Genomic DNA, 23,893 nt, shown 5'->3' with positions numbered 1-23,893 from the left:
GAGCCCTCCAGCCCGACCCTGGAGGGCTCGTCCCACATCTCTGGTCCCGTCTGAGCCGCTACAGCGCCGTACGCTTGGGTGCGCTGTGATGCGTTCATCTTCCTCGTCCTCGGCTCAGGCCGCCCGGCAACGCCTGGGCGGTCGGCTTCGCGCTCTTCGCGAGGAGTCGGGGCTCAACGGCCTCTCGTTCGCCAGGGAAGCCGGGTGGAAGGACTCCACCAACGTCAGCCAGGTCGAGCTCGGAAAGCGTGCCGTCACCGCCGAGCATGTGAAGCTGTGGTGCCGCGTCTGTGGGGCCTCGGAAGGGGTCAGGGAATCCCTGTTGGCCGAACAGGCCAACGTGGCGAACATGTGGCTGACCTACGAGCAGCTCAACAGAGGCGGTCTGAAGGCGGCTCAGGAGTCGGTCCGGGAGAAGTACGAGCGTCTGAGGCTGCTTCGGGTCTATCAGTCGAAGTCCTTCCCCGGACTCCTGCAAGGGCGCGAATATCTCCACGAGATCCTGACCGGGGTATGGGACGAGCAGGCGGTGCGGGCCGACGACCGCGAGGCGGACATCGCGGCGGCCGTCGCGGAACGGCTCGACCGGCAATCAGTGCTCAACCGCCCCGGAAAACGGTTCGTGTTCGTCGTGGAGGAGATCGTTCTCCGCTACCGCACCATCACGCCGGAGGCACACCGCGCCCAGCTGGCCCACCTGCTGAACGTGATGCGTCTGCCTTCGGTGTCACTCGGAATCATCCCGATGGACGCGGACCGGCACGGGGCCCGCCCCCGAGAGACCTTCATCGTCACCGATGACCGCCTCGTGAACGTCGAACTGGTCTCCGGCTACCTGTCGCTCACCGACCCCAAGGAAGTAGGCGAGTACCTCGCGGTCTGGGAGACGCTCTTCGGCCTCGCCGTTCACGGCGACGCGTGCGCCGAGCTGATCGAGCACGCCGGCGCAGCCCTCCCCTAAAGCTCGTGCTCCGCGTGCGGAGTCGCACGCTCCCAGGCCATCTCAAAGGCTCCGGCGACCCGCAGGACCCGGCGAGGATCGCTCACGAACTCATACTCCTTCAGACTCCGGCCGTCTCCGGCGTTGTGGTGGAACCGCACAAGACGGTTGTCGAACATCCACAGGTCGGCCCCGGGAAGCAGCAGGTCGTACGCGCGCTTGCGCGGCAGCCAGCGGACGTCTTCCCCGGCCTCGACGTTCTGGGGAGTGAGAGCGTGCTCCCACTCGATGTAGCGGGTCGCGGGCTGGGAGTAGACACGAAGCCGACGCATGGCCACACCACGCCCCACGGCTTCGGCCACGGTCGAGAGCCACGCGGACCGGTCATAGGTGCCGGGACCACCCGCACAGAAGTCCCGGTAGGCCGGATCGCTCTCGTCGTAGACGTCCCGCATCTCCAGATGGACGGCGGAGCGCTTCGTGTTCGCGAGCAGGTCCTTGAAGGTCGGCACCCCTGGACCGCGCAGGTCCATCGCGTACGAGCCGGCGATCGCCGCCCCGATGATCGGCCGCATCCGGGCCGGGTGCCAGATGATCTCTTCGTCGTCGCCGCGCGGGGCGTGCTCGGCGAACCACCTCAGAACCTCGGGGTCCGTCACGACCCGCCCTTGGAAGAACACATCACCGGTGATCGGGTCCACCGCGACGGCGGGGCACTCCTCGTCCGGCGTATCGGGATCGATTCCAACGAAGTCCATCGTGCTGCGCCTTCGAGTCGGCGGATTTCCGGACGTGATCGACTCTCGCCGCGGCACTCCGAACAGTCAAGACCCTCGAACGGATAGTCGCTGCCAAACACTGCCAAACTCGTGGCTCCCGTGCCGGGCGGCCGCTTAGCGTCCAACCCATGAGCATCGACCCATGTGCGGAGGGTGGGCGGCGTTCGGAAGAGACGCCGGTGCGGCTCTCCCCGTTGCCCAGCCTGCATGAGACCTTCTTCGAGCTGCTTCGCATCGAGATCGACAAGCACCCCCACATGGGCGTCGGCGTCGTTCCCCGGGACGGCCGAAAAGTCCTCTTCGTCGTCCACGGCGAGACCGGGCGGCTCGCCGACATCGACATCACGGTCCTCGGCGACACCCACTGGTACACGTGGGCGGCCGGGCACACGAACGGCCGCACGATCGGCACCCCCGCCGAGGCCGCCGACGTCGCGTCCGTCATCGTCAAGACCCTCGCCGAGGCGGGCCGCCCCAACGGCGCGGTCTGACCCCTGTTCGTCCTTGTGTTCTGGGAGGCTCGGTGGCATGGCGAAGACTTCGTGGCATGAGCTGCCTCGCGGGGTGCGGGACGCCGTTCAGCGGGAGCTGGGTGGCGTGGCGGGCGTCGAGATGATCTCGGAGGGCCTCAGCTCCGACGTCACCTTTGTCGCGGAGACCGGGCTCGGCAGGTTGTTCGTCAAGGGCGCGCGGCTCGATGACGACCTCAAGGCCAGGCAACTGCGGCGCGAGATCTCGATCAACCCCTACGTCACCCATCTCTCTCCGGAGATCCGGCTTCAGGTCGAGGAGGCCGAGTGGCTGATCGTCGGCTTCGACTACGTCGAGGGGCGGCGGGCCGACTATTCGCCGCTGTCGCCGGACATCCCGCTGGTGCTCGATCTCCTCGGCGAGCTGAGCGAGACGCCGTGTCCCGAGATCCCCCTGCGTGACGCCGGGCGACTCCGTGAGAGCCACGCCCGGCCGGAGGATCTGCACAGATTCAGCGGCGACGCCCTGGCGCACACCGACCTCAACCCGGGCAACTTCCGGATCACCTCAGACGGCCGCGCATACCTGGTCGACTGGGCGCGTTACTCACGCGGCGCTCCATGGATAGACGCGACGGCCTTCGCCATGTGCCTGATGACCTGCGGGCACACCCCCTACGACGCCGAAGGGATCATGGCGGCGCTTCCCGTCTGGAAGACCCTCGAACCCGGAGACCTCGACGCGGTGGCGTACTACCAGAGCGCCATGCGGTCGGCTTGGCAGCCGCGGCTCGACCCCTGGACCAACGCCTCCGTGGCCGCCGCGCGACGCTGGTTCGACTACCGCGTCGGCTTGGAGGTCGGCTTGTAGGTCGGCTTGGAGACGGAACGCGGAGGGTGAGGGTCGCGGCCGGGGGCGTGCGGGTCAGGTGGGGGCGGTGAGGGTCGTGGGGGTGGGGCGGGGGTGGCGGGTTCCGGTAGCGTTGGTTGCCGGTAGGGGAATGTTCGGTTCCGGGGAGGGCACTTCGACGTGAGCGTTCGCAGGTACGTCGGTGCCGGACGACGGTGGGCACGCCGGCTGGCGCGGGAGTTCGCCAAGTTCGGGAGCGTGGGCGCGATCGCGTTCGTGATCACGACTGTGCTGTTCAACGTGTTCCGCGCGCTGGAGGTCGGGCCGATCACGTCGATCACGATCGCGACGGTGATCGCGACGACGTTCTCGTACTTCGCGAACCGGCACTGGACGTTCCAGGACCGGGAGCGGAGCGGGCTGCGGCGGGAGTACGTGCTGTTCTTCGGGTTGAACGGCGTCGGCCTGGTGATCACGCAGCTGTTCATCGGCGCGAACCACTATGTGCTGCACCTTGACGGGAAGATCGCGGAGAATGTCGCGCTTGTGCTTGGCACGGGGGCGGCGACGATCTTCCGGTTCTGGTCCTACCGCCGCTGGGTGTTCCTGACGGCCCCAGCGTCGCCGTCCGCGCCCGTCGAGGCCGATTCGGCACAGGGGACCGGCCAGGGCGCGCCGTCCGCTCAGGAGCCCTCTGGGACGCCGCTGGGGTACGCGGCCCCGATCAGACCGGTCCGCTGACGACCCGTTCGTGCGCCAGGCGGGCCTCCTCACGCCGCCGCATGAAGAACGCGAACACCGCGGGACTCGCCTGGACGAGTTCGAGCCGCCCCCCGTCGACGGCCGCAAGGGACCGGGCGAGGTACAGCCCGAGCCCGGTGCCGCCCGCCCCGCTGACGCTCCGCTCGAAGATCTTCTTCCCGAGCTCAGGCGCGACGCCCGGCCCCTCGTCCCCGACCTCCACGACCACGTTCTGACGGGTGAGCCGCGTCGTCAGGGTGACCGCGCCCGAGCCGTGCATGAGCGAGTTGTCCAACAGGGTCGCCAGGATCTGCGAAAGACAGCTCGGCGTGACGACGGACACAAGGTCGGCGTCGCCCTCAAGGTGGATCGTCCTGCCCTCGCGGGCGAAGATCGGCCGCCACTCCTCGATCTGCTGTTCGATGACGAGGTCGATCGCGGTCGGCACGGCCTGGCCCGTCCTGTCGTGCTTGGCCCTGGCCAGCAGCTGCTCCACCACGGCCACGAGCCGTTCGGCCTGGGCGAGCGCCGCCTGGCCCTCCTCGCGGACCACGTCGGGGTAGTCGGCGGCCTCGACCATCTCCTCGAGCCGCATCGTCAACGCCGTCAGCGGCGTGCGGAGCTGGTGGCTGGCGTCCGAGGCGAACTCGCGGCTCGAGGCCAGCAGGTCGGCGATCCGGACCGCGCTGTTGTCCAGCACCTCCGCGACGGTGTCGACCTCGGGGATGCCGTACCTGCGACGGCGCGGCCGCGCGTTGCCCGTGCCGAGCCGCTCGGCGGTCTCCACGAGGTCGATCAGCGGCAGCGTGAGCCGTCTGGCCAACAGGATCGCCAGCACCGTGGCGATCGCGACGCCGAGCAGGATGAGGCTGGCGATCAGCAGCAGCTGGCGCAGCACCTCGTCCCTGACCTCGGCGTACGACCGGTGCACGGTGACGGTGATGTCGTCGGTGGTGCTCGTGGCGCTCATCGTCTCGCCGCGCGGCTTCGGCCCTGCCGTCTCGGTGGAGCCGTCGGGCAGCCTGATCTCGATGTACAGCCGCGGATAGGCCCGGGCTATCTGCCCGGGATCCGGCCGCTCACCCCTGCCGAGCGGGACCTCGACCTCCTTGATCAGCCCCGCCGCGGTGATGTTCAGGCTCTGCTTGGCGTCGTCGTAGATCAGCTTGCTGACGACCCAGGCCAGCGGGATACCGAGCAACAGGATCGCCGTCACCGCCACGCCGAGCGTCGACAGCAGGATGCGGCGCCTCATCGCTCCCCTTCCCGGCCTTGCCCGGCCGCCGCGGGCGTGCCCGCACCGGCTGGGACCCTCCGGCCGTGCGTCCGGCCGTGCGTCGTCAGTCCCCCCGCTCGAACCTGAAGCCGACCCCGCGGACCGTGGTGATGTAGCGCGGGCTCGCGGCGTCGTCTCCCAGTTTGCGGCGCAGCCAGGAGATGTGCATGTCGAGCGTCTTGGTGGAACCCCACCAGTTGGTGTCCCAGACCTCGCGCATGATCTGCTCGCGGGTGACCACCTTGCCCGCGTCGCGCACCAGGACCCGCAGGAGATCGAACTCCTTGGTGGTGAGCTGGAGTTCGTTCTCGCCCATCCACGCGCGGCGGGACTCGGCGTCGATCCGGACGCCCTGCACTATCGGCGTCTCGGTGCTGCCGCGGCGCAGCAGGGCCCGTACCCGGGCGAGCAGTTCGGCGAGCCGGAACGGCTTGGTGACGTAGTCGTCGGCGCCCGCGTCGAGGCCGACGACGGTGTCGACCTCGTCGGCGCGGGCGGTGAGGATCAGGATGGGCACCCCGTGCCCCTCGGAGCGGACGCGCCTGGCCACCTCGAGGCCGTCAAGCTCGGGCAGGCCGAGGTCGAGCACGATGAGGTCGACGCCCCCGCCCAGGGCCCGCTCCAGGGCCTGCGGTCCGTCGGGGCTCACTTCGACGCTGTACCCCTCGCGGCGCAGCGCGCGGGCGAGAGGCTCGGAGATGGACGTGTCGTCCTCGGCGAGCAGTACTGAGGTCATGCACCGATCGTAGGACCGTTCATGAACGTTTCCTGGCATGGGACACAGGCTTGACCTGCGGTTTACTACTCATAGTACAAACTCAAGTACGACAGATCACCCCAATTGCGGAGGCATTCGGCCATGTCGCGGATGGTGCGACCGTCGCCCGACATCGCCCGCGGCGCAGGCGCCGGCCTGTTCTTCCTCGTCGCAGGAATCCACTTCCTCAGCCTCCCCGAAGGGTTCCGCCTCGGCGCGTATGTGGGCGTCATCCTGCTGCTGAGCTGCGTCATCGACTTCGCGGGCATCGTCGGGTTCATGGTCGAGTCACGGGCGCGCATCTGGTGGTACGCGCTCGTCAACGGGGTCTTGACGATGGTCGCCTGGCTGCTCACGCAGAGTGTCGGCCTGCCCGTCACGACCGAGCCGGTGGACGGCCGCTGGGCCCGCGATCCGCACGATCTCGCCCTCCCGTTCGTCGCCGCCTCCCTCACCGCGCTGTCGGCCTGGGTGCTGCTGTCGCGGGCCCACGAGAACGCCGACGACGCCTTGCAGAGGGCGCGGGAACGCTTTCTGCACAGGGGCTGACGGCCCCGTCCCGCCTCCCCGCGAACCCCTCAGAACCGGGACGGACCCGCCCTGAGCAGGCAGGCGACACCCCCCGTTGGAAATTTCCCCGCGGCCGAGGCTGGCCATCCCGGTAGGACGTGTTGTAACTTAGGGGTGCCTAACCTAACCGGTTGGACGACCGAGGGCCCCGGTCCTCGGGAGACCCCCGGCCCCCCGCCCACCCCGGCCGAAGGACCAGTCCCATGTACGTGTGCGTCTGCAACGCGGTGACCGAGGAAGCCGTCCACACGTGTCTCACCTCCGGCGCGCAGACCACCCGCGAGGTCAAGGACGGGTGCGGCATGAAGCCTGGCTGCGGATCGTGCACCAAGCGCATCCGCGCGATGCTCAGCGAGTGGAAGACCGCGAACGAGCTGATGGACGCGATCACCGGCGGCCCCGCGACCCTGCACGCGGTGCCGGACGAGGAGGGCGTCGAACTCGCTCCCGCGATCGAGCCTTACGCCGAGCCGGGACGCGTCACCGCGGAGGCGGAACTCGCGGCCGAGCCGAAGCCCCAGCCCCAGCTTGAGCCCCAGCTTGAGCCCTCCAGGCGGCCCGAGCTCTCCGGCGACCCCGCGCACCAGGCCGAGCGGCGGTTCGGACGGCCCGTCAGGGAGGTGAGCAACCCGGCAGCCTGACCCCGGCACGCGGCGCGCGACGCCGCCGGAACGCCGCAGCCCGTTCGCGGACACGCGATCGGGCGCTTTGTGCTGTCCGGACTTCGTGCTTGGATGTCCCCATGGAAGGCGACAAGGAAGTCATCGCGCTGCTCAACGAGCAGCTCACCGCTGAGCTGACGGCCATCAACCAGTACTTCCTGCACGCCAAGATGCAGGACAACTGGGGTCTGAAGTACCTGGCGAAGCACACCAGGGAAGAGTCGATCGACGAGATGAAGCACGCCGAGGTCCTCACCGACCGGCTGCTCTTCCTCGAGGCGCTCCCGAACTACCAGAAGCTCAACCCGCTCCGGATCGGGCAGACGATCAAGGAGCAGCTCGAGGCGGACCTGGCGATCGAGATGGAGGCCGTGGTCCGGCTGCGCGGCGGCATCGACACGATGCGCGCCAAGGGCGACGTGACCTCGGCCCGGATCTTCGAGCACATCCTCGAGGACGAAGAGAGCCACGTCGACTATCTGGAAACCGAACTCGAACTGCTGAACAAGCTCGGCGAGCCGCTGTACATCCAGCGCTTCACCGACGACAACGGGCACTGAGCCGATCGGCGCACCCTTCCCGAACGTTACGTCCACGTGACATCCTGAGGTTCACGCGGACGGCCGAACGGAAGGGGTGCCCGGGCCCATGGCCGAACACCTGGAGATCGAGCTCAAGTTCGACGCCGACGCCGGGTTCGTCCTGCCCGAGCTCGGCGGTCCCGTCACCGCGGGTCCGCCCGAGGTCCACGAGCTCGAAGCCGTCTACTACGACACCGACGAGCTGCGGCTCGCCGCCCGCAAGGTCACCCTCCGCCGCCGGACCGGCGGTCATGACGCGGGCTGGCATCTGAAACTGCCAGCGGGGCCCGACGCCAAGCGCGAGTTCCGGGCCCCGCCGCAGGAGGAGCTTCCCGAGGAGCTGTCCTCCCTGGTCACCGCCTATACGCGCGGGAACGCGCTGAAGCCCGTGGCGACCCTGACGACCGTGCGCACGACGCGCGACCTGCACTCCGAGTCCGGCGAGGTGCTCGTCGAGCTCGCCGACGACCTCGTCACCGGGTCGGTGGAGGGGACGCCGGGGGCGTCGTCGTGGCGGGAGATCGAGATCGAGCTCGTCTCGGGTGATCCGAAGCTGCTGGCGGACCTCGGCAAGCAGCTCACCAAGGCCGGCGCGCGGCGCTCGGCGAGCTCGTCCAAGCTGGGGCGGCTGCTGGCCCCGGCGATCACCAAGCCGCCGACGTGGGGCGGCGACCGCGCGGGCGACGCGATCATGCGGCATCTGACCGTGCAGATCGCCGAACTGCTCGGCAACGACCCGAAGGTGCGGCGCGAGGAGTTCGACTCCGTCCACAAGATGCGGGTCGCGGTGCGGCGGCTGCGCAGCGTCCTGGCCAGCTCGCGTCCGCTGCTCGACCGCGCGCTGACCGACCCGCTGCAGCCCGAGCTGCGCTGGCTCGCCGAGGTGCTGGGCGAGGTGCGCGACGCCGAGGTGCTTTACGAGCGGTTCTCGTCGCGGATCGCGGAGCTGCCGATCGCGCCCGAGCACGACCCGGGCTGGCTCGTGGAGATCAAGGAGCGCGAGCTCGCGGGGTACGACACGATCCGTGCGGCGCTCTCGGGCGAGCGGTACTTCACGCTGCTGAACTCGCTCGACCACCTGCTGACGGCGCCGCCGTTCACGCCGCGCGCGGTGCGTCCGGCCGAGTCCGAGCTGCCGAAGCTCGTCCGGCGGGCCTGGCGCAAGCTGCAGAAGGCGCACGCGGAGATCGCGGCGGCCGAGACCCCGGAGGCCGCCGACGAGGCGCGGCACGAGATGCGCAAGAAGGCCAAGCGCGCGCGCTACACGGCCGACTCCACGCGCGAGGTGCTCGGCAAGGACGCCAAGACCGTCTCCAAGGCCGCCAAGTCGCTCCAGGAGGTCCTCGGCCGCTTCCAGGACGGCGTCCTCGCCCAGGACTTCCTGCGCGAACGCCGCCCCTCCACCGCCACCCCCGACGCCCTCGACCAGTCCTTCGTCCTCGGCGCCCTCTACGGCCGCGAACGCTGCGAAGCCCAAACCGCCCTGAACGAACTCGAAACCACCTGGACCACCGCCCAATCCACCACCCTCCCCCTCCTCACCTAACCCCAAAGACAGTCGCCCCTCCCCGCAGGAAGCCGGGGCCGGGCCGCCCAGTGCTCCCCGGACGGCCCCGCGGCCGCGAAGGGAGCTGGGGTCGAGCCGCCCGGTGCTCCCCGGCCGAGCGCGCGGCCCCGAACAGGGCCGGGGTCGGGCCAACGGCCCTCCTGGTCGGGTGGGGGTGCGTCGCTTCTCCCCCGCAGTCCCGAAGGGACTGCGGGAGGTTCGTGGGGGCCGGGGGCCGGGGCGTCGGGCCACCGGTGGTCCGGGTCAGGTGGGGGTGGGGTCGGTTCTTCCTCGCAGGCCCGAAGGGACTGCGAGGGGTTTTGTGGGGTGGGGGGCGTGGTGTTCGGTGGCGAGGGGGAGGCCGTCGGGGGTCAGGTGGAAGACGCGGAATTCGGACTTCCGGAGGGTGGGCGGGTCGGGGGGCGGGTCGGCCAGGGCGTTCAGGAGCAGGGGGATGATCTCGCCGTGGGTGCAGATGAGCAGGCCGTCGGGGCTTTCGGCGATGAGGTCCCTGAGGCGGGCGGCTGCGTCGGGGCGGTCGTCGGAGGGGCCGACGGTGAAGGCGGGGTCGGTCGCGATGGGCAGGCCGCGCGAGAGGGCGTAGTCAAGGACCGTCTCCACGCAGCGTGCGGTGCCGGAGGAGACGACGCGTCCGGGGGCGTAGGCGGCGAGCAGAGGGGTCAGCGCGGTGGACTCCCAGCGGCCCCGGTCGTCAAGGGGGCGCAGGAGGTCGCTGCCCTGCCAGAAGCGCTTCTCCCCCGCGCACGCGTGCCGCAGCACGACCACCGGACGCGTCCGGCACGGCCAGGGCGCGCCGGCCCGGATGGGTGCGGCGAACGCGCGCAGCAGCGCCGCGTCCTGGGCGTGCGTGAGCAGCCCGAGCGCCTCCGCGACGGGCACCCAGCGCAGCGCGTCGACCTCCCGGCCCGGCTTGAACTCCTCACTCGTGACGACCTCAGCCGCCCAGTACTCGACGGTCTTGGGCCGCCCGCCCACGCTGTAACGCGCGGTCGGCAGCGGAATCCCCAGCCGCGCGGTCACCCCGGTCTCCTCGGCGACCTCGCGGACCGCCGTACGCACCGGGTGCTCGCCGTGCTTGGCCTTGCCCTTGGGGAAGCTCCAGTCGTCGTACCTGGGCCGGTGGACGAGCGCGACCTCGATGACGCCGTCGCCGTCCCGCCACAGCACCGCGCCCGCCGCCCGCACGGGAGACGGGCCCGGCTCGGGTGCGGCCTCAGCCGCCATCCACGGTTCTCCACCGGCGCGTGCGCATGAGGTGGCTCTGGATGTCGGTGGCCGGATTGTCGGGTGTGCCCTTGTAGCGGGTCCAGTCGCCGTCGCCGTGCAGGTGCCAGGACGCGGTGTCGTCGTCCATGCCGCGGTCGAGGAAGCGGATGAGCTCGTCGCGGTGGCCGACGTCGTTGACCCTGACCATCGCCTCGACGCGGCGGTCGAGGTTGCGGTGCATCAGGTCGGCGCTGCCGAACCACACCTCGGGGCTGCCGCCGCACTCGAACGCGTAGATGCGTGAGTGTTCGAGGAACCTGCCGAGCACACTGCGCACCCTGATGTTGTCCGACATTCCCGCGACGCCCGGACGCAGCGCGCAGATCCCCCGGACCCAGACGTCGACCGGCACCCCGGCCTGCGACGCCCGGTACAGCGCGTCGATGACGACCTCGTCAACAAGGCTGTTGCACTTGAACCGGACGCGCGCGGGACGGCCCGCCCTGTGGTGGCCGATCTCCCGCTCGATCCGCAGGACGAGGCCGCTGCGCAGGGTGTTCGGCGCGACGAGGAGCTGCCGGTAGCTGACCTTGCGGGAGTAGCCCGTCAGGTGGTTGAACAGCTCGGTGACGTCCTCGGCGACCTCCGGCGCGGCGGTCAGCAGGCCGAGGTCCTCATACAGCCGCGCGGTCTTCGGGTGGTAGTTGCCGGTGCCGATGTGGCAGTAACGCCGCAGGCTGCCGTCGGGCTCCTGCCGGACGACGAGGGCGAGCTTGCAGTGCGTCTTCAGGCCGACGAAGCCATAGACGACGTGGCACCCGGCCTGTTCCAGCTTGCGGGCCCACTCGATGTTCGCGGACTCGTCAAAACGGGCCTTGATCTCGACCACCACGACGACCTGCTTGCCGGCGTCTGCGGCGCTGATGAGCGCGTCGACCACCGGGGAGTCGCCTGAGGTGCGGTAGAGGGTCTGCTTGATCGCCAGGACGCGCGGGTCGTCGGCGGCCTCCTCGATGAGCCGCTGGACGCTCGTGGTGAACGAGTCGTACGGGTGGTGGACGACCACGTCGCGCTCGCGCAGGGCGGCGAAGATGCTCCCCTCGCTCGGCAGCGCGGCCTTGGACGGCACGAACGGCGGGTACTTCAGCTCGCTGCGGTCGAGGTCGGCGATGATCGCGAGGCCGCCGAGGTCGAGCGGGCCTGGGACCCGGTAGACCTGCCGGTCGCTGACGCCGAGCTCCTCCATGAGCAGCTCGAGGACCTCCTCGGAGATCGACTGCTCGACCTCGAGCCGGACCGGCGGGCCGAAGCGGCGGCGCAGGAGTTCCTTCTCCAGCGCCTGGAGCAGGTCCTCGGTGATGTCCTCGTCCACCTCGAGGTCCTGGTTGCGGGTGACGCGGAACGCGTGCCGCTCGACGATCTCCATCCCGTTGAACAGCTGCGTGAGATGGGCGGCGATCACGTCCTCGAGGGGCGTGAATCTATCGGGCGAGGCTTCCAGCAGGCGCGGGAGGAGCTCGGGCACCTTGACGCGGGCGAACAGCCTCGCCTCGGTCTCGGGGTCGCGCACGACGACGGCGAGGTTGAGGGAAAGGCCCGAGATGTACGGGAACGGGTGGGCGGAGTCGACCACGAGGGGGGTGAGGACGGGGTAGATCCGCTCGCGGAACATCCGGCTCAGGTTCTCGCGCTCGGTGTCGGCGAGGTCGTCCCAGCGCAGGATCTCGATGTCCTGTTTGGCCAGGGCAGGGAGGATGTCGGTGTGGAAGCAGGCGGCGTGCCTGAGCATCAGTTCGTGCGCGACGACGGCGGTGCGCTCGAGGACCTCGCGGGGCTGCCTTCCCGAGGCCGAGCGGACGGCGAGGCCGGTGGCCATCCGGCGCATCAGGCCCGCGACGCGGACCATGAAGAACTCGTCAAGGTTGGTGGCGAAGATCGACAGGAAGCGGACGCGTTCCAGCAGCGGGAGTTCCGTATCCTCGGCAAGCTCCAGGACGCGCTGGTTGAACCTCAGCCAGCTCTCCTCACGGTCCAGGAAGCGGTCTTCCGGAAGGTAGTCACCGTGAGGGATTTGTCCTGGATTCGCAGCCATGATGGTGAATGATCCCCCTTGAAGGTGAACGGATAACAAACTCCGTGTGTCCTCAAGTTTGTCATCGTGATGTGGACCTGCGCACCACGTACGGTTGGATGATCCCCAACCCACGCACCGGTCTACGCACGATCCGCACGAGTTCATACGAAGAATCTCCCTGGAGCTCCTTCGCCAGGCCCTCGTCGGCGACCAGCGTGCCGGGGCGCGCGATCGACGTCAGCCGGGACGCGAGGTTCACCGTGGTGCCGAAGATGTCGCCCATCAGGGGCAGGACGGGGCCGTAGGCCATGCCGACGCGGACGTCGGGGACCTCGGTCTCGCGCTGGACGGCCTCGGAGATGTCGATGCCGACCTCGACGCCCGTCGCCGCCGAGTCGGCCGCGTAGAGGACCTCGTCGCCGAGGGTCTTGATCAGCCGTGCGCCGTGCGCGGCGACGATGTCGGCGGCGGTCGTCTCGAAGCGCTCGACGATCCTGCCGAGCTCAAGCTCGTTCAGCTCCTTGCTCATCGCGGTGAACGACACCATGTCGGCGAACCCGACCGCGACGGGCCTCGCCGTCAGCTCGCCGTCCTCCGACATGGACGCCAGCGCCCGCGCCCCCGCGGCGGCGAGCTGACGGCGCCACGCGTGCAGCAGCAGGGGTTCCAGATGGCCGAGGAACTGCTCGTTCAGGACCGAGAGGTCCAGGCCCGCCCCCGTCAGCAGGCCGCTCTGCCACTCGGCGAGGCGCGCCATGGTCTGCCCGAACGCGCGCGCCTGCCCGAGGACGAGCTCCTCGGTGCGATCACCGAGGCTGTTGCGCTCGAGCAGGCCCTTGATCCTGCGCAGCGCGCTCAGATCGCCCTCGGTGAACGCCGGGACGCCGTCGCCGGGGCTCGCGAAGCCGAAGGAACGCCACAGCCGCTCGGTGAACTCGGCGGGCACGCCGGTCTCACGGACCGCGTCGGCGCGGGTGAACTTCAGTTCACCGCCGAGCAGGAGCTCTTCGAGCTCCCGCACCTCCCGTTCTCGCCCGGACATTTCCCCGTCACTCCCCGATCTCGCGGCTGATCAGCCCCAATGCGACGAACAGGCTATGTGATGGCTGTCACTAGTGTCCCGCGGGTCCCGGATTCCGGACGTGGACCACATCGCCCGCGCTGAACGCCTGCGGGCCCTTCGCGGTGTCGACGACGAGCCTGCCCTCGGCGTCGACGTCGACGGCCCGGCCCGTCTCGGCGCTCCCCCCTGGCAGCTCGATCCGGATGTCCTTCCCCAGGGTGACGCACATCTCGCGATAAACCCCCCGCAGGCCGCTCCCGTCCGGGTCGCCGTCGGCCGCGCGCCACTCGGTGTACCGCAACGCGAGCTCACGCAAGATCGCCTTGAGCACGGTCTCCCGATCGGTGACGGCCGCGTCCTCGAGCAGCAACGACGTGGCCGTCGCCACCGGCAGCTCCTCAGCCCGCAACGACACATTCAGCCCCACCCCGACGACGACGGCATCCCCCACCCGCTCCGCAAGAATCCCCGCAAGCTTCCGATCCCCCACAAGCAGATCATTAGGCCACTTGAGGCCCGCATCCACTTCCTTCGCCCCCGTAGCCTCCCCGAACTCCCCGGCCTGCGCCCTCCCCGTAACCGACCGCACAGCAGTCGCCACGGCAACCCCGGTAAGCAGCGGAATCCACCCAAGCCGCGCCGCCGGCACCTTCCCCCCCGGCCGCAACAACACCGAGAACATCAGCCCAGACCTCGGCGGCGCGACCCACCCCCTCCCAAGCCTCCCCCGCCCAGCCCGCTGCGCCTCAGCCACCACCACAACCCCTTCACGCCCCCCCTCAGCCGCGATCCCAGCCACATCCCCATTGGTGGACCCGGTCTCCTCCACCACCCGAACCTCCCGCCAGAACCCCCCCTCCCGCACCAACGCCCGACCAAGCCCCCGCCCACTCAACGGCGGCCGCCCCAAATCCGAATACGCACCCATCCCCCCATCCAACCCCATCCCCCCACCCCCCTCCAGCGCACCACCCCCTCTCACGCTGGCAGGACATCGTTGAGCATGTCCCTGAGTTCGGCCGCCTGGTCGAGCGTGAACACGACAACCTTCCCAACCCGGAAATGCCAGACAGGAGTCCTCACCACAAGAGCGACGCCGTCCGCCCCGTCATAGTCAAGGGAGACAAGCAGGGGCTCACCGTCGGCGCTCGTGTTGGCGATGACACGCTGAGTCTGCTGATCCGGCGGACGGCGAGTCCGACCTCCCGCGGTCGGCTCACCGGCATCGGGTGGTCGCCGTCATCGTCACGGACGAGCAGCACCATGACCAGGTCAGAAGGGCGCAGACCCTCACGACGATATTCGAGACTCCGTTCTTGAGCATTTCAGCAAAGGATGAAATCCAGGAATAAATCGGTGACCTGGTTCAGTGAACCTCGATTGCCGACCGCAGGGTACGGAACGAACGCGGGAAGACCGGTCAAAGTGGCAGGAAGGCGATGGTGCAGTATCTGCACGGTGAGGTCCTGGGCCTGTTGCAGGGGAATTTTGCGAATGACAGGGTGCGGCGGGAGATGTTCTCGGCGGCCGGTGAACTGACCTATCTCATCGGCTGGATGGCGTTCGACAATTCCGAGCAGGCGGTCGCCCAGCGGTACTTTCGTGAGGCCGTGAAGCTCGCGGCGCGCGGCGACGACGCGCCCCTTGCCGGGCACGTCCTGCGCGCGATGGCGCAGCGCAGGACGGCGGCGGCACGCGCGCTTGTCAAAGCCGAGGACGACCGGCGCTGTTGAGGAGGCGTGTGGGACTTGGGTGAGGGCGCTTGATGCGACGGATGAGGGGATCTGTTCCGGGCGTGCTCGTCAGGTCGTCGTGGAGATGCGGCGTCAGGTTTCGGCCTATCGCCACCGCAAGATCCCGGCCGTTATGGAAGCTGACTCGCGTGCTGCCCGTTATCTGGCGCACGTAGATTGATCTGTTGAGTGTTCTTGGTGGGAGGAATTGTGTTGCTTGAGATAGTGCCCATTGGTCATGTCGTCGGTGGGCGGGGTGTGGTCAGTGACGACCACTGGACCGAGACGGCGATCATCAGGCTTGATGCCGGGTATCCCGTTGAGGTCGTTCGGGGGCTTGAGGAGTTCTCGCATCTGGTCGTCGTCTGGCACTTTCACCTGGCGTCGCCCGGGGATGTCGCGCTGCATGCGCGTAGTCCGCGCGGCGATGCCCGTTGGCCGTCCACGGGGACGTTCGTGCACCGCAACCATCGGCGGCCGAATCAGCTCGCGCAGTCTTTTCCCCGGCTCCTCAAGGTCGACGGTCTCGATCTGCACGTGGCCGACCTCGACGCCGTTGACGGCACTCCCGTCTATGACCTCGCGCCCTACTTCCGGGAGATGGGGCCTCGTGGAGAGATCCGCCAACCGGCCTGGCCCACCGAAATGCTCGCCGACTACTGGACTGCGACTTCGCCGGAGCGGTGACTGGGCGTGCCGCCGTCTTTCTGGTTTGGCGGTGGCGCGCTTCTGCGTGGGGGTCAGCCGGTGTTTTGGAGGCCGGCGGCTACGCCGTTTACGGTGAGGAGGAGGAGGTTTTCTAGGCGGGTGGGGTCGTGGTCGGGGGTGTGGGGGGAGCGGAGGGTGCGTAGGGCGCGGAGTTGGAGGTAGCTGAGGGCGTCTACGTAGGGGTTGCGGAGTTCTACGGCGCGGGAGAGGACCTTGCGGTTTTCCAGGAGGCGGCGGTGGCCTGTTACGCGCTTGACGAGGTCCAGGGTGCGGTCGTATTCGGTGATGACTGTGGTGGCGAGGTCGTCGCGGGAGCCCAGGGAGAGGTAGCGGACGGCGATGTCGCGGTCGGTCTTGGCCAGGGACATCTCGGCGTTGTCGATCATGGCGTTGAAGAGGGGCCATGAGGCGTATGCCTCGCGGAGGTCCGGGTCGTCGGCGACCGCCGCGAGGCCGGTGCCGAGGCCGTACCAGGCGGGGAGGTTGACGCGGGTCTGGGTCCAGGCGAAGACCCAGGGGATGGCGCGGAGGTCGTCGAGGGTTGAGGCGCCGGTGCGGCGGGCGGGGCGTGAGCCGATGCGGAGGTCGCCGATCTCGGCGAGGGGGGAGACGCGGGAGAACCACTCGGCGAAGCCGTCGGTTTCGACAAGGGAGCGGAACGCCTTGTGGGCGGCGTCGCTGATGCGGTCGGCCAGCGGACGGAACCGCGCCGCCGCCTCCGAGACCTTCCGCTCGACCTCGGGGGTCGAGGAGAGCAGGATCGCGTTGGTGACCTGTTCGACGTGGCGCTTGGCGATCTCGGGGTGGCCGTAGCGGGCGAAGATGACCTCGCCCTGCTCGGTGACCTTGAACCTGCCGTCGACGGAGCCGGGCGGCTGGGCGAGGATCGCGCGGTTCACCGGGCCGCCGCCGCGGCCGAGCGAGCCGCCGCGGCCGTGGAAGAGGGTGAGGGTGACGTTGTTGTCCTCCGCCCAGCGGGCCAGGGCCTCCTGCGTGTCGTACAGCAGGAGGGTGGCGCTGGCGGGGCCCATGTCCTTGGCCGAGTCGGAGTAGCCGAGCATGACCTCCAGACGGCGTCCGGTCTGCCCGAGCCGTCGCTGGACCGGGACGAGCCTGATCGCCTCCGACAGCACCGACACCGCGCGCTGGAGGTCGTCGCCGGTCTCGAACAGCGGGACGACGTCGAGGGTCGGCGCTGCGTCTCCCAGGGACTCGGCGAGTTCGTAGACGGCGGCGATGTCGGCGGCCGAGCGGGAGAACGACACGATGTAGCGGGAGCAGGCCGACACGCCGAACCGCTTCTGCGCCCACGCCATGACGCGCAGGGTGTCGAGGACCTCCTCGGTCTCCGGCGACAGCGCGCCGCCGCGCCTGACCTCGGTCAGCGCGCGCTCGTGCACCGCGGAGTGCTGGCGGATCTCCAGCTCGGCGAGGTGGAAGCCGAACGTCTCGACCTGCCAGATGAGGTGCTGGAGCTCCCCGTACGCCTGGCGCGGCGCGCCGACTTCGGCGAGGGAGTCCTGGATGAGGACGAGGTCGTCGAGGAGCTGTTCGGGGCCCGCGTAGCCGAGGTCGGCGTTGCGCTCGCGGGTGGCCCTGATCCGCTCGGCCGCGTACAGCAGGTACTGGCGGTGCGGCTCGCCGGGCGAGCGCGCGGCGAGCTCGGCGAGGACCTCGGGCTGCGAGGTGCGGGCCGCGGCGATCGCGTTGCGCAGCGCAGCCGACGCCGGGGTCGTGCTCTGGTTGACCGTCAGCTGCCTGCCGATCCGGGTGGCGGCGTTCTCCAGCGCGATCAGCACGTGTTGCGACTGGATCTTCAGCGCCTGCCTGGTGACCTGGGCGGTGACGAACGGGTTGCCGTCGCGGTCGCCGCCGATCCAGCTGCCGTAACGCACATAGGCGGGCGCGAGGGGCGGCTCGGCCCCGGCTGCCTCGAAGTCGTCCTCCGACGGGCCGTCCTTCTCGCTGTCCTTCAGGACGGTGTCCAGCGCGCGGTAGATGGCCGGGACGACGCGGAAGATCGTCTCATCGAACGTGGCGAGGGCGACGCGGACCTCGTCAAGGGGGTCCATGGCCTCGTGACGGCGCTGCGCGGTGCGCCACAGGAGGTCGATCTCCTCGCGCATCCGGCGGCGCAGCTCGGTCTTCTCGCTGAAGCCGCGCGCGGGGCTGTTGTACTCGTGCAGCAGGCCGCTGACGCGCGTGATCGACGTCACGACCGCGCGGCGGCGCGCCTCGGTGGGGTGCGCGGTGAAGACGGGACGGAACTCGAGGCCGGCGACGGCGTCGACCGGATCGGCCAGCGCGGCCACCGCGGCCTTCACCGAGCCCGACTGCGGCGCCGCGCCCTCCACGTCGCGTTCGCGCAGGGTGCGGATGCGGTGGTGCTCCTCGGCGAGGTTCGTCAGGTGGAAGTACACCGAGAACGCCCGTGCGACGAGCTCACACCGCTCAAGCGGCCACTCGCCGACGAACGCGACGATCTCGTCGCCGGGCACCTCGCCCTTGCGCGCGGAGATGACGGCGTGGCGCAGCCGTTCGACGTCGTCGAGCAGGCCCTGGCCGCCGTACTCGACGAGGACATGGCCGAGCAGGGAGCCCAGCAGCCGGACATCCGCGCGCAACTCGTCGGGCAGGTCCACTCTGATCTGGGAAGCGAGGTTCTCGGTCACGATCGGCATCCTACAGAGGAATCGATTGGTCTATACCATTGGGTCGCGGTCATTTCGCGCATACCCCGGTGCACCGGGTTTGACAAGCGACTCGTTACCCTTTCGCCCATGGCGATGGAAGCGGTTGAACCCCCGGTCGAAAAGATCGACATCCACACCACGGCGGGAAAAATCGCCGACCTTGAGCGACGCAGGTACGAAGCCGTGCACGCCGGGTCGGCCGCCGCGGTGGAGAAGCAGCACGCGAAGGGCAAGATGACCGCTCGCGAGCGGATCGACGCCCTGCTGGACGAGGGCTCCTTCGTGGAGTTCGACGAGTTCGCCCGGCACCGCTCGACCATGTTCGGGCTGGAGAAGAAGCGCCCCTACAGCGACGGCGTCGTCATCGGGTACGGCACGGTCGACGGCCGTCAGGTGTGCGTGTTCTCCCAGGACGTGATGGCGTTCGGCGGCTCGCTCGGCGAGGTCTACGGCGAGAAGATCGTCAAGATGCTCGACATGGCGCTGAACACCGGCTGCCCGATCATCGGGATCAACGAGGGCGGCGGCGCGCGCATCCAGGAGGGCGTCGTGGCGCTCGGCCTGTACGCGGAGATCTTCAAGCGGAACGTGCACGCCAGCGGCGTCATCCCGCAGATCTCGCTGATCATGGGCGCGACGGCCGGCGGGCACGTCTACTCCCCGGCGCTCACCGACTTCATCGTCATGGTCGACCAGACCTCGCACATGTTCATCACCGGCCCCGACGTGATCAAGACGGTCACCGGCGAGGAGGTGACGTTCGAGGAGCTGGGCGGCGCGCACACGCACAACAGCAAGTCGGGCGTTTCGCACTACATGGCCTCCGACGAGACCGACGCGATCGACTACGTCAAGGCGCTGCTGTCGTACCTGCCGTCGAACAACATGTCCGAGGCGCCGGAGTTCGAGCCGGCCGCCGAACTGGACACCGTCGACGAACTCGACACGATCATCCCGGACTCGGCGAACCAGCCGTATGACATGAAGACGGTCATCGAGGGCGTCGTGGACGACGGGGACTTCCTCGAGGTCCAGCCGCTTTTCGCGCCGAACATCGTCGTCGGGTACGCGCGGGTGGACGGGCGGAGCGTCGGGATCGTCGCGAACCAGCCGCTGCAGTTCGCCGGGACGCTGGACATCGACGCGTCGGAGAAGGCCGCCCGGTTTATCCGGACCTGTGATGCCTTCAACGTGCCTGTCCTGACTTTTGTGGACGTGCCCGGGTTCCTGCCCGGCACCGACCAGGAGTTCGGCGGGATCATCCGGCGCGGCGCGAAGCTGCTGTACGCGTACGCCGAGGCGACCGTGCCGCTGGTGACCGTCATCACCCGCAAGGCGTACGGCGGCGCGTACGACGTCATGGGGTCCAAGCACCTTGGCGCGGACGTCAACCTCGCGTGGCCGACCGCGCAGATCGCCGTCATGGGCGCGCAGGGCGCGGTGAACATCCTGTACCGGCGTGAGCTGGCGGCGGCCGACGACCCCGACGCGCGGCGGGCCGAGCTCGTCACGGAGTACGAGGACACGCTCGCGAACCCGTACATCGCGGCCGAACGCGGTTATGTCGACGCGGTCATCAAGCCGTCGGAGACGCGGATCCACGTGATCAAGGCGCTGCGGGCGCTGCGTGAGAAGCGCAAGACGCTGCCGCCGAAGAAGCACGGCAACATCCCGCTGTAACGGTGTTCTCTTAATGAGACGGTACATTTCGGGATGACAAGGGGCGAGCATGAGTGAACGACCTTTTCTTCAGGTCATCAAGGGCGACGCCACCCCCGAGGAGGTCGCCGCGCTGATCGCGGTGATCTCCGCGCGGGCGGCCGCCCCCGCCGCCGCGCCGCAGCGCCGCAGGTCGGCGTGGACCGACCGGTCCCGCCTCGTGCGCGGCCCCGTCCACGCGGGCCCGGGTGCCTGGCGAGCGAGCGCCTTGCCGTATTGAATTGTCGCGGCTCCGCCGCTCCGGTGATCGGGCGCTCGCGATCCTGGCACTGCCCTCCGGCCCTGGGGGCCTCCGGGCAGCACCAGGGCGCCCGATCACTCTCGGGGTTTATGTCCGGAAGCCGTGACCCCGGCGGGAGGCGGGTGCCGTCCGGGGTGGTCCGGGCGGCACCCGAAAAGGCGGTGACAAGTAGCTCCTCGGAAAGGCTCGGTGCCTTTAAGGTGGGGTACCCATGGCTGCCTCCGAGTTTCTTCCGCAACCTGCCCGCTATGCCGTTTTTGTCGATGCGGGTTATCTTTACGCTGCTTCCGGGGCGCTGCTTCTTGAGGCGTCGTCCCGGCGCGAGTACCGGGTCTTCGCGGAAAAGCTCATCAAGGCGCTCACCGCGCACGCCGACGAGCGCATCAACGGCGAACTCCTCAGGCTGTACTGGTTCGACGCCGCGCCGCGCAAGCAGCCGACCGTCGAGCAGCGCGTCATCGCCAACCTGCCGCTGGTGAAGCTGCGCCTGGGCAACCTCAACGCGCAGGGGCAGCAGAAGGGCGTCGACGCGCAGCTGCGCGCGGACCTCGAGTCGCTGGCGCGGCACCGGGCGATCACGGACGCGGTGCTGCTCGCGGGGGACGAGGACATGCTTCCGGCCGTCGAAGCCGCGCAGAGTTACGGGGTGCGGGTCCACCTTTGGGGGGTGGAGCCTACGCACGGGTCCAATCAGGCCGAGTGGCTGGTGTGGGAGTCCGACACCGTCGAGGTGCTTCCTGCGGATTTTGTGCGGCCTTACTTCGCGCGGGCGGGGGTGTTGCCGGGGGCGGAGCCGCCTTCGGCCGTGGCGGCTTCGACGAGTCGGCCTTCGGTGCCGTCGCCGTCGCAGGTTTTCGCGGGGAAGGTCGCGCCTCCGCCTCCGGTGCGGCCGCCTTTGCCGTCGACGGCTGCGGCCGCGGTGGGGTCTGCGGGCAAGGCCGTCGAGGGGAAGGGGGCTGAGGGGCGGCTTGCGGAGGGTAAGGCGGCCGAGAGCAGGGCCGTCGAGGGCAAGGGTGAGAGCAAGCTCGGGCCCGACCGCGGGGCGATGCTCGAGGTCGGCGAGCACGTCGCGCAGAAGTGGGTGTTCGAGCGGGGACGCGACAACATCCGCGACCTGCTGCCGGGGCCGATACTGCCCCCGGTCATCGACAAGGAACTGCTCATCGACGCCGAGAAGATCCTCGGCCGCTCACTGCGCCCCTACCAGGAAGCCCGCACCTGGCTGCGCGACGGCTTCTGGGAACGCATCTACCGCGAATTCGGCATCGGCATCGGCACCTCAGGCTCCTGACGCTCGGGGTCCTTGCGCGGTGCGTGTTCGCGAGGCGCGCGGGTTTCCGCGGCGGGCGTTCGCGAGGCTTGCGCGGCGCGGTCTAGGGCCCGAGGCGGCGCGCGGCGCGCCAGCGGGCCTGAGGCGACGCGCGTTCGCGCGGCGCGGCGCGGGCGGGCACCGGCCTGACAGGGCGGGGTCATCGGAGAGTCAAGCGACCGGCACTCGGCGTGAGCGCGGCGGTACATTCGGCGGGTGCGTTCTTCCTTGGGCGTGGTGGTCGCGGTCGTGCTGGGGTGCGGCGGGCTGACCGGGTGCGCCCCGGTGCCGCTCGCGCCGGACGGACGGCCCGGCGACGCCGTCATCGGGCTCGGCGCGGCGCTGCCTTATCTGCCGTCCGGGCCGCCGCTCGCCGGGCCCCGGCGTCCCCTTCCCGTCGACGTGTACGCCGCGAAGAGGCCGGAGAAGGTGGCGCGGGCGTTGCGGACGCTGCCGAAACGCCTGTTCGTCCCGCACGGCCGCACGGTGACCGTCCTCGCCCAGCGCGACCTCGCCCGGGTCCGACGGATCCGGCTCGCCGCCCCGGTCGCCCGGGTCGTCCCGTCATGGGACCTGGGCACGCTCTGGGCATTCGGCCCCAACGCGCTGGTCCCCCTCAACCCGCGCACCCTCCGCCCCGGCCGCCCGCGCCCCCTCTCCGCCGCCCGCGACCTCGTCTTCACCCCCGACGGCACCACCGCGCTCCTCCTCACCGCCCGCCGCCTGGAGTACCGCGACCCGACGTCAATGGCACTCCACCGCGCCCTCCTCCTCCCCTGCGCCCCCACCTCCACCGCCGACTTCACCGCCGACGGCGACCGCCTCGTCACCTCCTGCGGCACCACCCTTCTCTTCCTCGACTGGCGCACCGGCATGTCCGGCACCTCCGTCATGTCCGACGCCCCCACCCGCCTCCTCCTCTCCCCCGACGGCTCCCGCTTCTACGCCGCCACCCCCTCCGGCCTCCTGGTCCTCGACGCCACCTCCCTCCAACAAACCTCCCGCATCACCCTCAACCACCCCATAACCACCCTCCTCCCCGCCCACTCCACCCAGACCATCTACGCCTCAGGCCCCGGCACCCTCACCCCCATCCCCCCCAACGCCACCCCCACCCAGACCCTCCCCCTCCCCCACAACGCCACCCTCTCCGCCCTCTCCCCCCACACCCTCTACCTCCGCACCCCCACCTCCCTAACAACCCATCCCTTCCCCCCACACCCTTCACCCCCCACCCACACCACCCCCCTCCCCAACACCGACCTAACCCTCCACCCCCACCCCTCCCGCTACCCCCCCACCCCCCACCCCCACTAACCCACCCGACAGCTTTCACACCAGCAAAGTCCCGATCTGCAGACGCATTTCCTTGACCTCCGGACCCTCGAAGCGATCGACGCCCTCCCCGACGACTTCGAATTCGGCGGCTGGGGCCTCCGCCTGGTCCTCGCCACCGCCACCAACTCCGGCACCCACCCCTTCCCCCACAACAACGCCCCCGGCAAATGGGTCTTCGCCACCTACCACCCCCAGATCGACCACTGACCACAAACCAGAAAAATTCCCAACGAAGGTCGCATGGATGCCCTCCCGGATTGGACGGTCCCTCCGCGTGAGGAAGGGTGGTTCGCGGAAGACCTCGACCGCCTCCCGGAAGCACCGCGTCATACCGAACTGATCGACGGAGCCCTCGTCTTCATGACGTCGCTGCGGCGCGCCTGGCATGGCCGCCTCGTCACAGCCCTTGAACCACGACGCGTGACACTCCCGGGCCCTCTCCGACCCGGCACCCACCTGCCAGTTCAACGACCACTCCCCGCGCTACCGCGCGGAATCACCGAGGAAGTTCTGGGGGGTGGGGTTCTGGGGGGTGGGGTTCTGGGGGGTGGGGTTCTGACGCGACGCGGCCCTGACGCGACGCGGCCCTGACGCGACGCGGCCCTGACGCGACGCG

The 23,893-nt window shown here is 69.6% G+C and carries 23 protein-coding genes; 14 read left to right on the top strand and 9 right to left on the bottom strand.

The features are described 5' to 3' along the window. Positions 1-88: 88 nt before the first annotated feature. Positions 89-961, top strand: a complete 873-nt coding sequence (locus R9X44_RS35215; RefSeq protein WP_319818727.1) for a helix-turn-helix transcriptional regulator — start codon at positions 89-91, stop codon at positions 959-961. On the opposite strand, the gene R9X44_RS35210 is transcribed toward R9X44_RS35215, so the two are convergent. Continuing rightward, on the bottom strand, positions 958-1,698 hold the full coding sequence (locus R9X44_RS35210; RefSeq protein WP_319818726.1) for a DUF6879 family protein: 741 nt from the start codon (positions 1,696-1,698) through the stop codon (positions 958-960). The genes R9X44_RS35215 and R9X44_RS35210 overlap by 4 nt on opposite strands. A 149-nt stretch (positions 1,699-1,847) precedes the next feature. On the opposite strand from R9X44_RS35210, the gene R9X44_RS35205 reads away from it, so the two are divergent. The 3 genes from R9X44_RS35205 (at position 1,848) to R9X44_RS35195 (ending at position 3,780) form a co-directional block, all read left to right on the top strand. Continuing rightward, positions 1,848-2,210, top strand: coding sequence for a hypothetical protein (locus R9X44_RS35205; protein ID WP_319818725.1), 363 nt, complete (start codon positions 1,848-1,850; stop codon positions 2,208-2,210). A 37-nt stretch (positions 2,211-2,247) separates the two neighbouring features. Beyond that, positions 2,248-3,060, top strand: a complete 813-nt coding sequence (locus R9X44_RS35200) for a phosphotransferase (protein ID WP_319818724.1) — start codon at positions 2,248-2,250, stop codon at positions 3,058-3,060. 159 nt (positions 3,061-3,219) lie between these two features. Further along, the gene (locus R9X44_RS35195) at positions 3,220-3,780 is read left to right on the top strand and encodes a GtrA family protein (protein WP_319818723.1); all 561 of its coding nucleotides are present in this window, start codon (positions 3,220-3,222) and stop codon (positions 3,778-3,780) included. Here R9X44_RS35195 and R9X44_RS35190 read toward each other — a convergent pair. Both R9X44_RS35190 and R9X44_RS35185 read right to left on the bottom strand, forming a co-directional pair. Further along, on the bottom strand, positions 3,764-5,035 hold the full coding sequence (locus tag R9X44_RS35190) for an ATP-binding protein (protein ID WP_319818722.1): 1,272 nt from the start codon (positions 5,033-5,035) through the stop codon (positions 3,764-3,766). The genes R9X44_RS35195 and R9X44_RS35190 overlap by 17 nt on opposite strands. 85 nt (positions 5,036-5,120) lie before the next feature. Continuing rightward, the gene (locus tag R9X44_RS35185) at positions 5,121-5,792 is read right to left on the bottom strand and encodes a response regulator transcription factor (RefSeq protein ID WP_230620116.1); all 672 of its coding nucleotides are present in this window, start codon (positions 5,790-5,792) and stop codon (positions 5,121-5,123) included. 132 nt (positions 5,793-5,924) lie between these two features. On the opposite strand from R9X44_RS35185, the gene R9X44_RS35180 reads away from it, so the two are divergent. The 4 genes from R9X44_RS35180 (at position 5,925) to R9X44_RS35165 (ending at position 9,172) form a co-directional block, all read left to right on the top strand. Then, positions 5,925-6,362 carry a hypothetical protein gene (locus tag R9X44_RS35180; RefSeq protein WP_319818721.1) on the top strand — a complete coding sequence of 146 codons (438 nt, stop codon included), beginning with the start codon at positions 5,925-5,927 and terminating at the stop codon, positions 6,360-6,362. 224 nt (positions 6,363-6,586) lie between these two features. Then, positions 6,587-7,024: a bacterioferritin-associated ferredoxin gene (locus R9X44_RS35175; RefSeq protein WP_319818720.1), complete on the top strand. Its 438-nt coding sequence runs from the start codon at positions 6,587-6,589 to the stop codon at positions 7,022-7,024. Between the two features lie 101 nt (positions 7,025-7,125). Then, positions 7,126-7,605: a bacterioferritin gene (bfr, locus tag R9X44_RS35170; protein ID WP_319818719.1), complete on the top strand. Its 480-nt coding sequence runs from the start codon at positions 7,126-7,128 to the stop codon at positions 7,603-7,605. Positions 7,606-7,693: 88 nt separating this feature from the next. Next, complete coding sequence (locus R9X44_RS35165; RefSeq protein ID WP_319818718.1) at positions 7,694-9,172, top strand: CYTH and CHAD domain-containing protein; 1,479 nt, start codon at positions 7,694-7,696, stop codon at positions 9,170-9,172. Positions 9,173-9,436: 264 nt separating this feature from the next. Here R9X44_RS35165 and R9X44_RS35160 read toward each other — a convergent pair whose 3' ends face one another. From R9X44_RS35160 to R9X44_RS35145, 4 genes are all read right to left on the bottom strand, one after another. Continuing rightward, positions 9,437-10,417, bottom strand: coding sequence for an NUDIX hydrolase (locus R9X44_RS35160; protein ID WP_319818717.1), 981 nt, complete (start codon positions 10,415-10,417; stop codon positions 9,437-9,439). After that, entirely contained in the window at positions 10,407-12,491 is a 2,085-nt protein-coding gene (locus R9X44_RS35155) for an RNA degradosome polyphosphate kinase (RefSeq protein WP_319818716.1), read from the bottom strand. The genes R9X44_RS35160 and R9X44_RS35155 overlap by 11 nt, the downstream gene beginning before the upstream one ends. 61 nt (positions 12,492-12,552) lie before the next feature. Then, complete coding sequence (locus tag R9X44_RS35150) at positions 12,553-13,494, bottom strand: adenylate/guanylate cyclase domain-containing protein (RefSeq protein WP_319818715.1); 942 nt, start codon at positions 13,492-13,494, stop codon at positions 12,553-12,555. Between the two features lie 91 nt (positions 13,495-13,585). Further along, positions 13,586-14,464, bottom strand: a complete 879-nt coding sequence (locus tag R9X44_RS35145; RefSeq protein ID WP_319818714.1) for a biotin--[acetyl-CoA-carboxylase] ligase — start codon at positions 14,462-14,464, stop codon at positions 13,586-13,588. Between the two features lie 511 nt (positions 14,465-14,975). On the opposite strand from R9X44_RS35145, the gene R9X44_RS35140 reads away from it, so the two are divergent. Further along, the gene (locus R9X44_RS35140) at positions 14,976-15,269 is read left to right on the top strand and encodes a hypothetical protein (protein ID WP_319818713.1); all 294 of its coding nucleotides are present in this window, start codon (positions 14,976-14,978) and stop codon (positions 15,267-15,269) included. A gap of 213 nt (positions 15,270-15,482) precedes the next feature. Beyond that, complete coding sequence (locus tag R9X44_RS35135; RefSeq protein WP_319818712.1) at positions 15,483-15,956, top strand: TrmO family methyltransferase; 474 nt, start codon at positions 15,483-15,485, stop codon at positions 15,954-15,956. Between the two features lie 53 nt (positions 15,957-16,009). Here the strand turns inward: R9X44_RS35135 and R9X44_RS35130 are convergent, their stop codons facing one another. Then, on the bottom strand, positions 16,010-18,649 hold the full coding sequence (locus tag R9X44_RS35130) for a phosphoenolpyruvate carboxylase (protein WP_319818711.1): 2,640 nt from the start codon (positions 18,647-18,649) through the stop codon (positions 16,010-16,012). Positions 18,650-18,757: 108 nt separating this feature from the next. Between R9X44_RS35130 and R9X44_RS35125 the strand changes: the two genes are divergently transcribed. From R9X44_RS35125 to R9X44_RS35110, 4 genes are all read left to right on the top strand, one after another. Beyond that, positions 18,758-20,350, top strand: coding sequence for an acyl-CoA carboxylase subunit beta (locus R9X44_RS35125; protein WP_319818710.1), 1,593 nt, complete (start codon positions 18,758-18,760; stop codon positions 20,348-20,350). 49 nt (positions 20,351-20,399) lie between these two features. Further along, a complete protein-coding gene (locus tag R9X44_RS35120) occupies positions 20,400-20,609 on the top strand; it encodes an acyl-CoA carboxylase subunit epsilon (RefSeq protein ID WP_319818709.1) in 210 nt (69 codons plus the stop codon). Positions 20,610-20,841: 232 nt separating this feature from the next. Continuing rightward, on the top strand, positions 20,842-21,921 hold the full coding sequence (locus R9X44_RS35115) for an NYN domain-containing protein (protein WP_319818708.1): 1,080 nt from the start codon (positions 20,842-20,844) through the stop codon (positions 21,919-21,921). 234 nt (positions 21,922-22,155) lie between these two features. Further along, a complete protein-coding gene (locus R9X44_RS35110) occupies positions 22,156-23,256 on the top strand; it encodes a hypothetical protein (RefSeq protein WP_319818707.1) in 1,101 nt (366 codons plus the stop codon). A gap of 15 nt (positions 23,257-23,271) precedes the next feature. Here the strand turns inward: R9X44_RS35110 and R9X44_RS35105 are convergent, their stop codons facing one another. Continuing rightward, a complete protein-coding gene (locus R9X44_RS35105; RefSeq protein WP_319818706.1) occupies positions 23,272-23,745 on the bottom strand; it encodes a hypothetical protein in 474 nt (157 codons plus the stop codon). Positions 23,746-23,893 lie beyond the last annotated feature (148 nt).

The sequence above is a fragment of the Actinocorallia sp. A-T 12471 genome (assembly GCF_033875155.1).
Classification (GTDB): domain Bacteria; phylum Actinomycetota; class Actinomycetes; order Streptosporangiales; family Streptosporangiaceae; genus Actinocorallia.
Note: the sequence above shows the minus strand (reverse complement) of the source record. Positions and strands in the feature narration are given on the sequence as shown.

Coding starts and splice junctions, on each gene's coding strand:
- R9X44_RS35180 (WP_319818721.1), top strand. CDS start 5,925: ATGGTGCGACCGTCGCCCGACATCGCCCGCGGCGCAGGCGCCGGCCTG.
- R9X44_RS35190 (WP_319818722.1), bottom strand. CDS start 5,035: ATGAGGCGCCGCATCCTGCTGTCGACGCTCGGCGTGGCGGTGACGGCG.
- R9X44_RS35125 (WP_319818710.1), top strand. CDS start 18,758: ATGGCGATGGAAGCGGTTGAACCCCCGGTCGAAAAGATCGACATCCAC.
- R9X44_RS35185 (WP_230620116.1), bottom strand. CDS start 5,792: ATGACCTCAGTACTGCTCGCCGAGGACGACACGTCCATCTCCGAGCCT.
- R9X44_RS35215 (WP_319818727.1), top strand. CDS start 89: ATGCGTTCATCTTCCTCGTCCTCGGCTCAGGCCGCCCGGCAACGCCTG.
- R9X44_RS35200 (WP_319818724.1), top strand. CDS start 2,248: ATGGCGAAGACTTCGTGGCATGAGCTGCCTCGCGGGGTGCGGGACGCC.
- R9X44_RS35145 (WP_319818714.1), bottom strand. CDS start 14,464: ATGGGTGCGTATTCGGATTTGGGGCGGCCGCCGTTGAGTGGGCGGGGG.
- R9X44_RS35160 (WP_319818717.1), bottom strand. CDS start 10,417: ATGGCGGCTGAGGCCGCACCCGAGCCGGGCCCGTCTCCCGTGCGGGCG.
- R9X44_RS35120 (WP_319818709.1), top strand. CDS start 20,400: ATGAGTGAACGACCTTTTCTTCAGGTCATCAAGGGCGACGCCACCCCC.
- R9X44_RS35210 (WP_319818726.1), bottom strand. CDS start 1,698: ATGGACTTCGTTGGAATCGATCCCGATACGCCGGACGAGGAGTGCCCC.
- bfr (WP_319818719.1), top strand. CDS start 7,126: ATGGAAGGCGACAAGGAAGTCATCGCGCTGCTCAACGAGCAGCTCACC.
- R9X44_RS35175 (WP_319818720.1), top strand. CDS start 6,587: ATGTACGTGTGCGTCTGCAACGCGGTGACCGAGGAAGCCGTCCACACG.
- R9X44_RS35115 (WP_319818708.1), top strand. CDS start 20,842: ATGGCTGCCTCCGAGTTTCTTCCGCAACCTGCCCGCTATGCCGTTTTT.
- R9X44_RS35165 (WP_319818718.1), top strand. CDS start 7,694: ATGGCCGAACACCTGGAGATCGAGCTCAAGTTCGACGCCGACGCCGGG.
- R9X44_RS35155 (WP_319818716.1), bottom strand. CDS start 12,491: ATGGCTGCGAATCCAGGACAAATCCCTCACGGTGACTACCTTCCGGAA.
- R9X44_RS35205 (WP_319818725.1), top strand. CDS start 1,848: ATGAGCATCGACCCATGTGCGGAGGGTGGGCGGCGTTCGGAAGAGACG.
- R9X44_RS35140 (WP_319818713.1), top strand. CDS start 14,976: ATGGTGCAGTATCTGCACGGTGAGGTCCTGGGCCTGTTGCAGGGGAAT.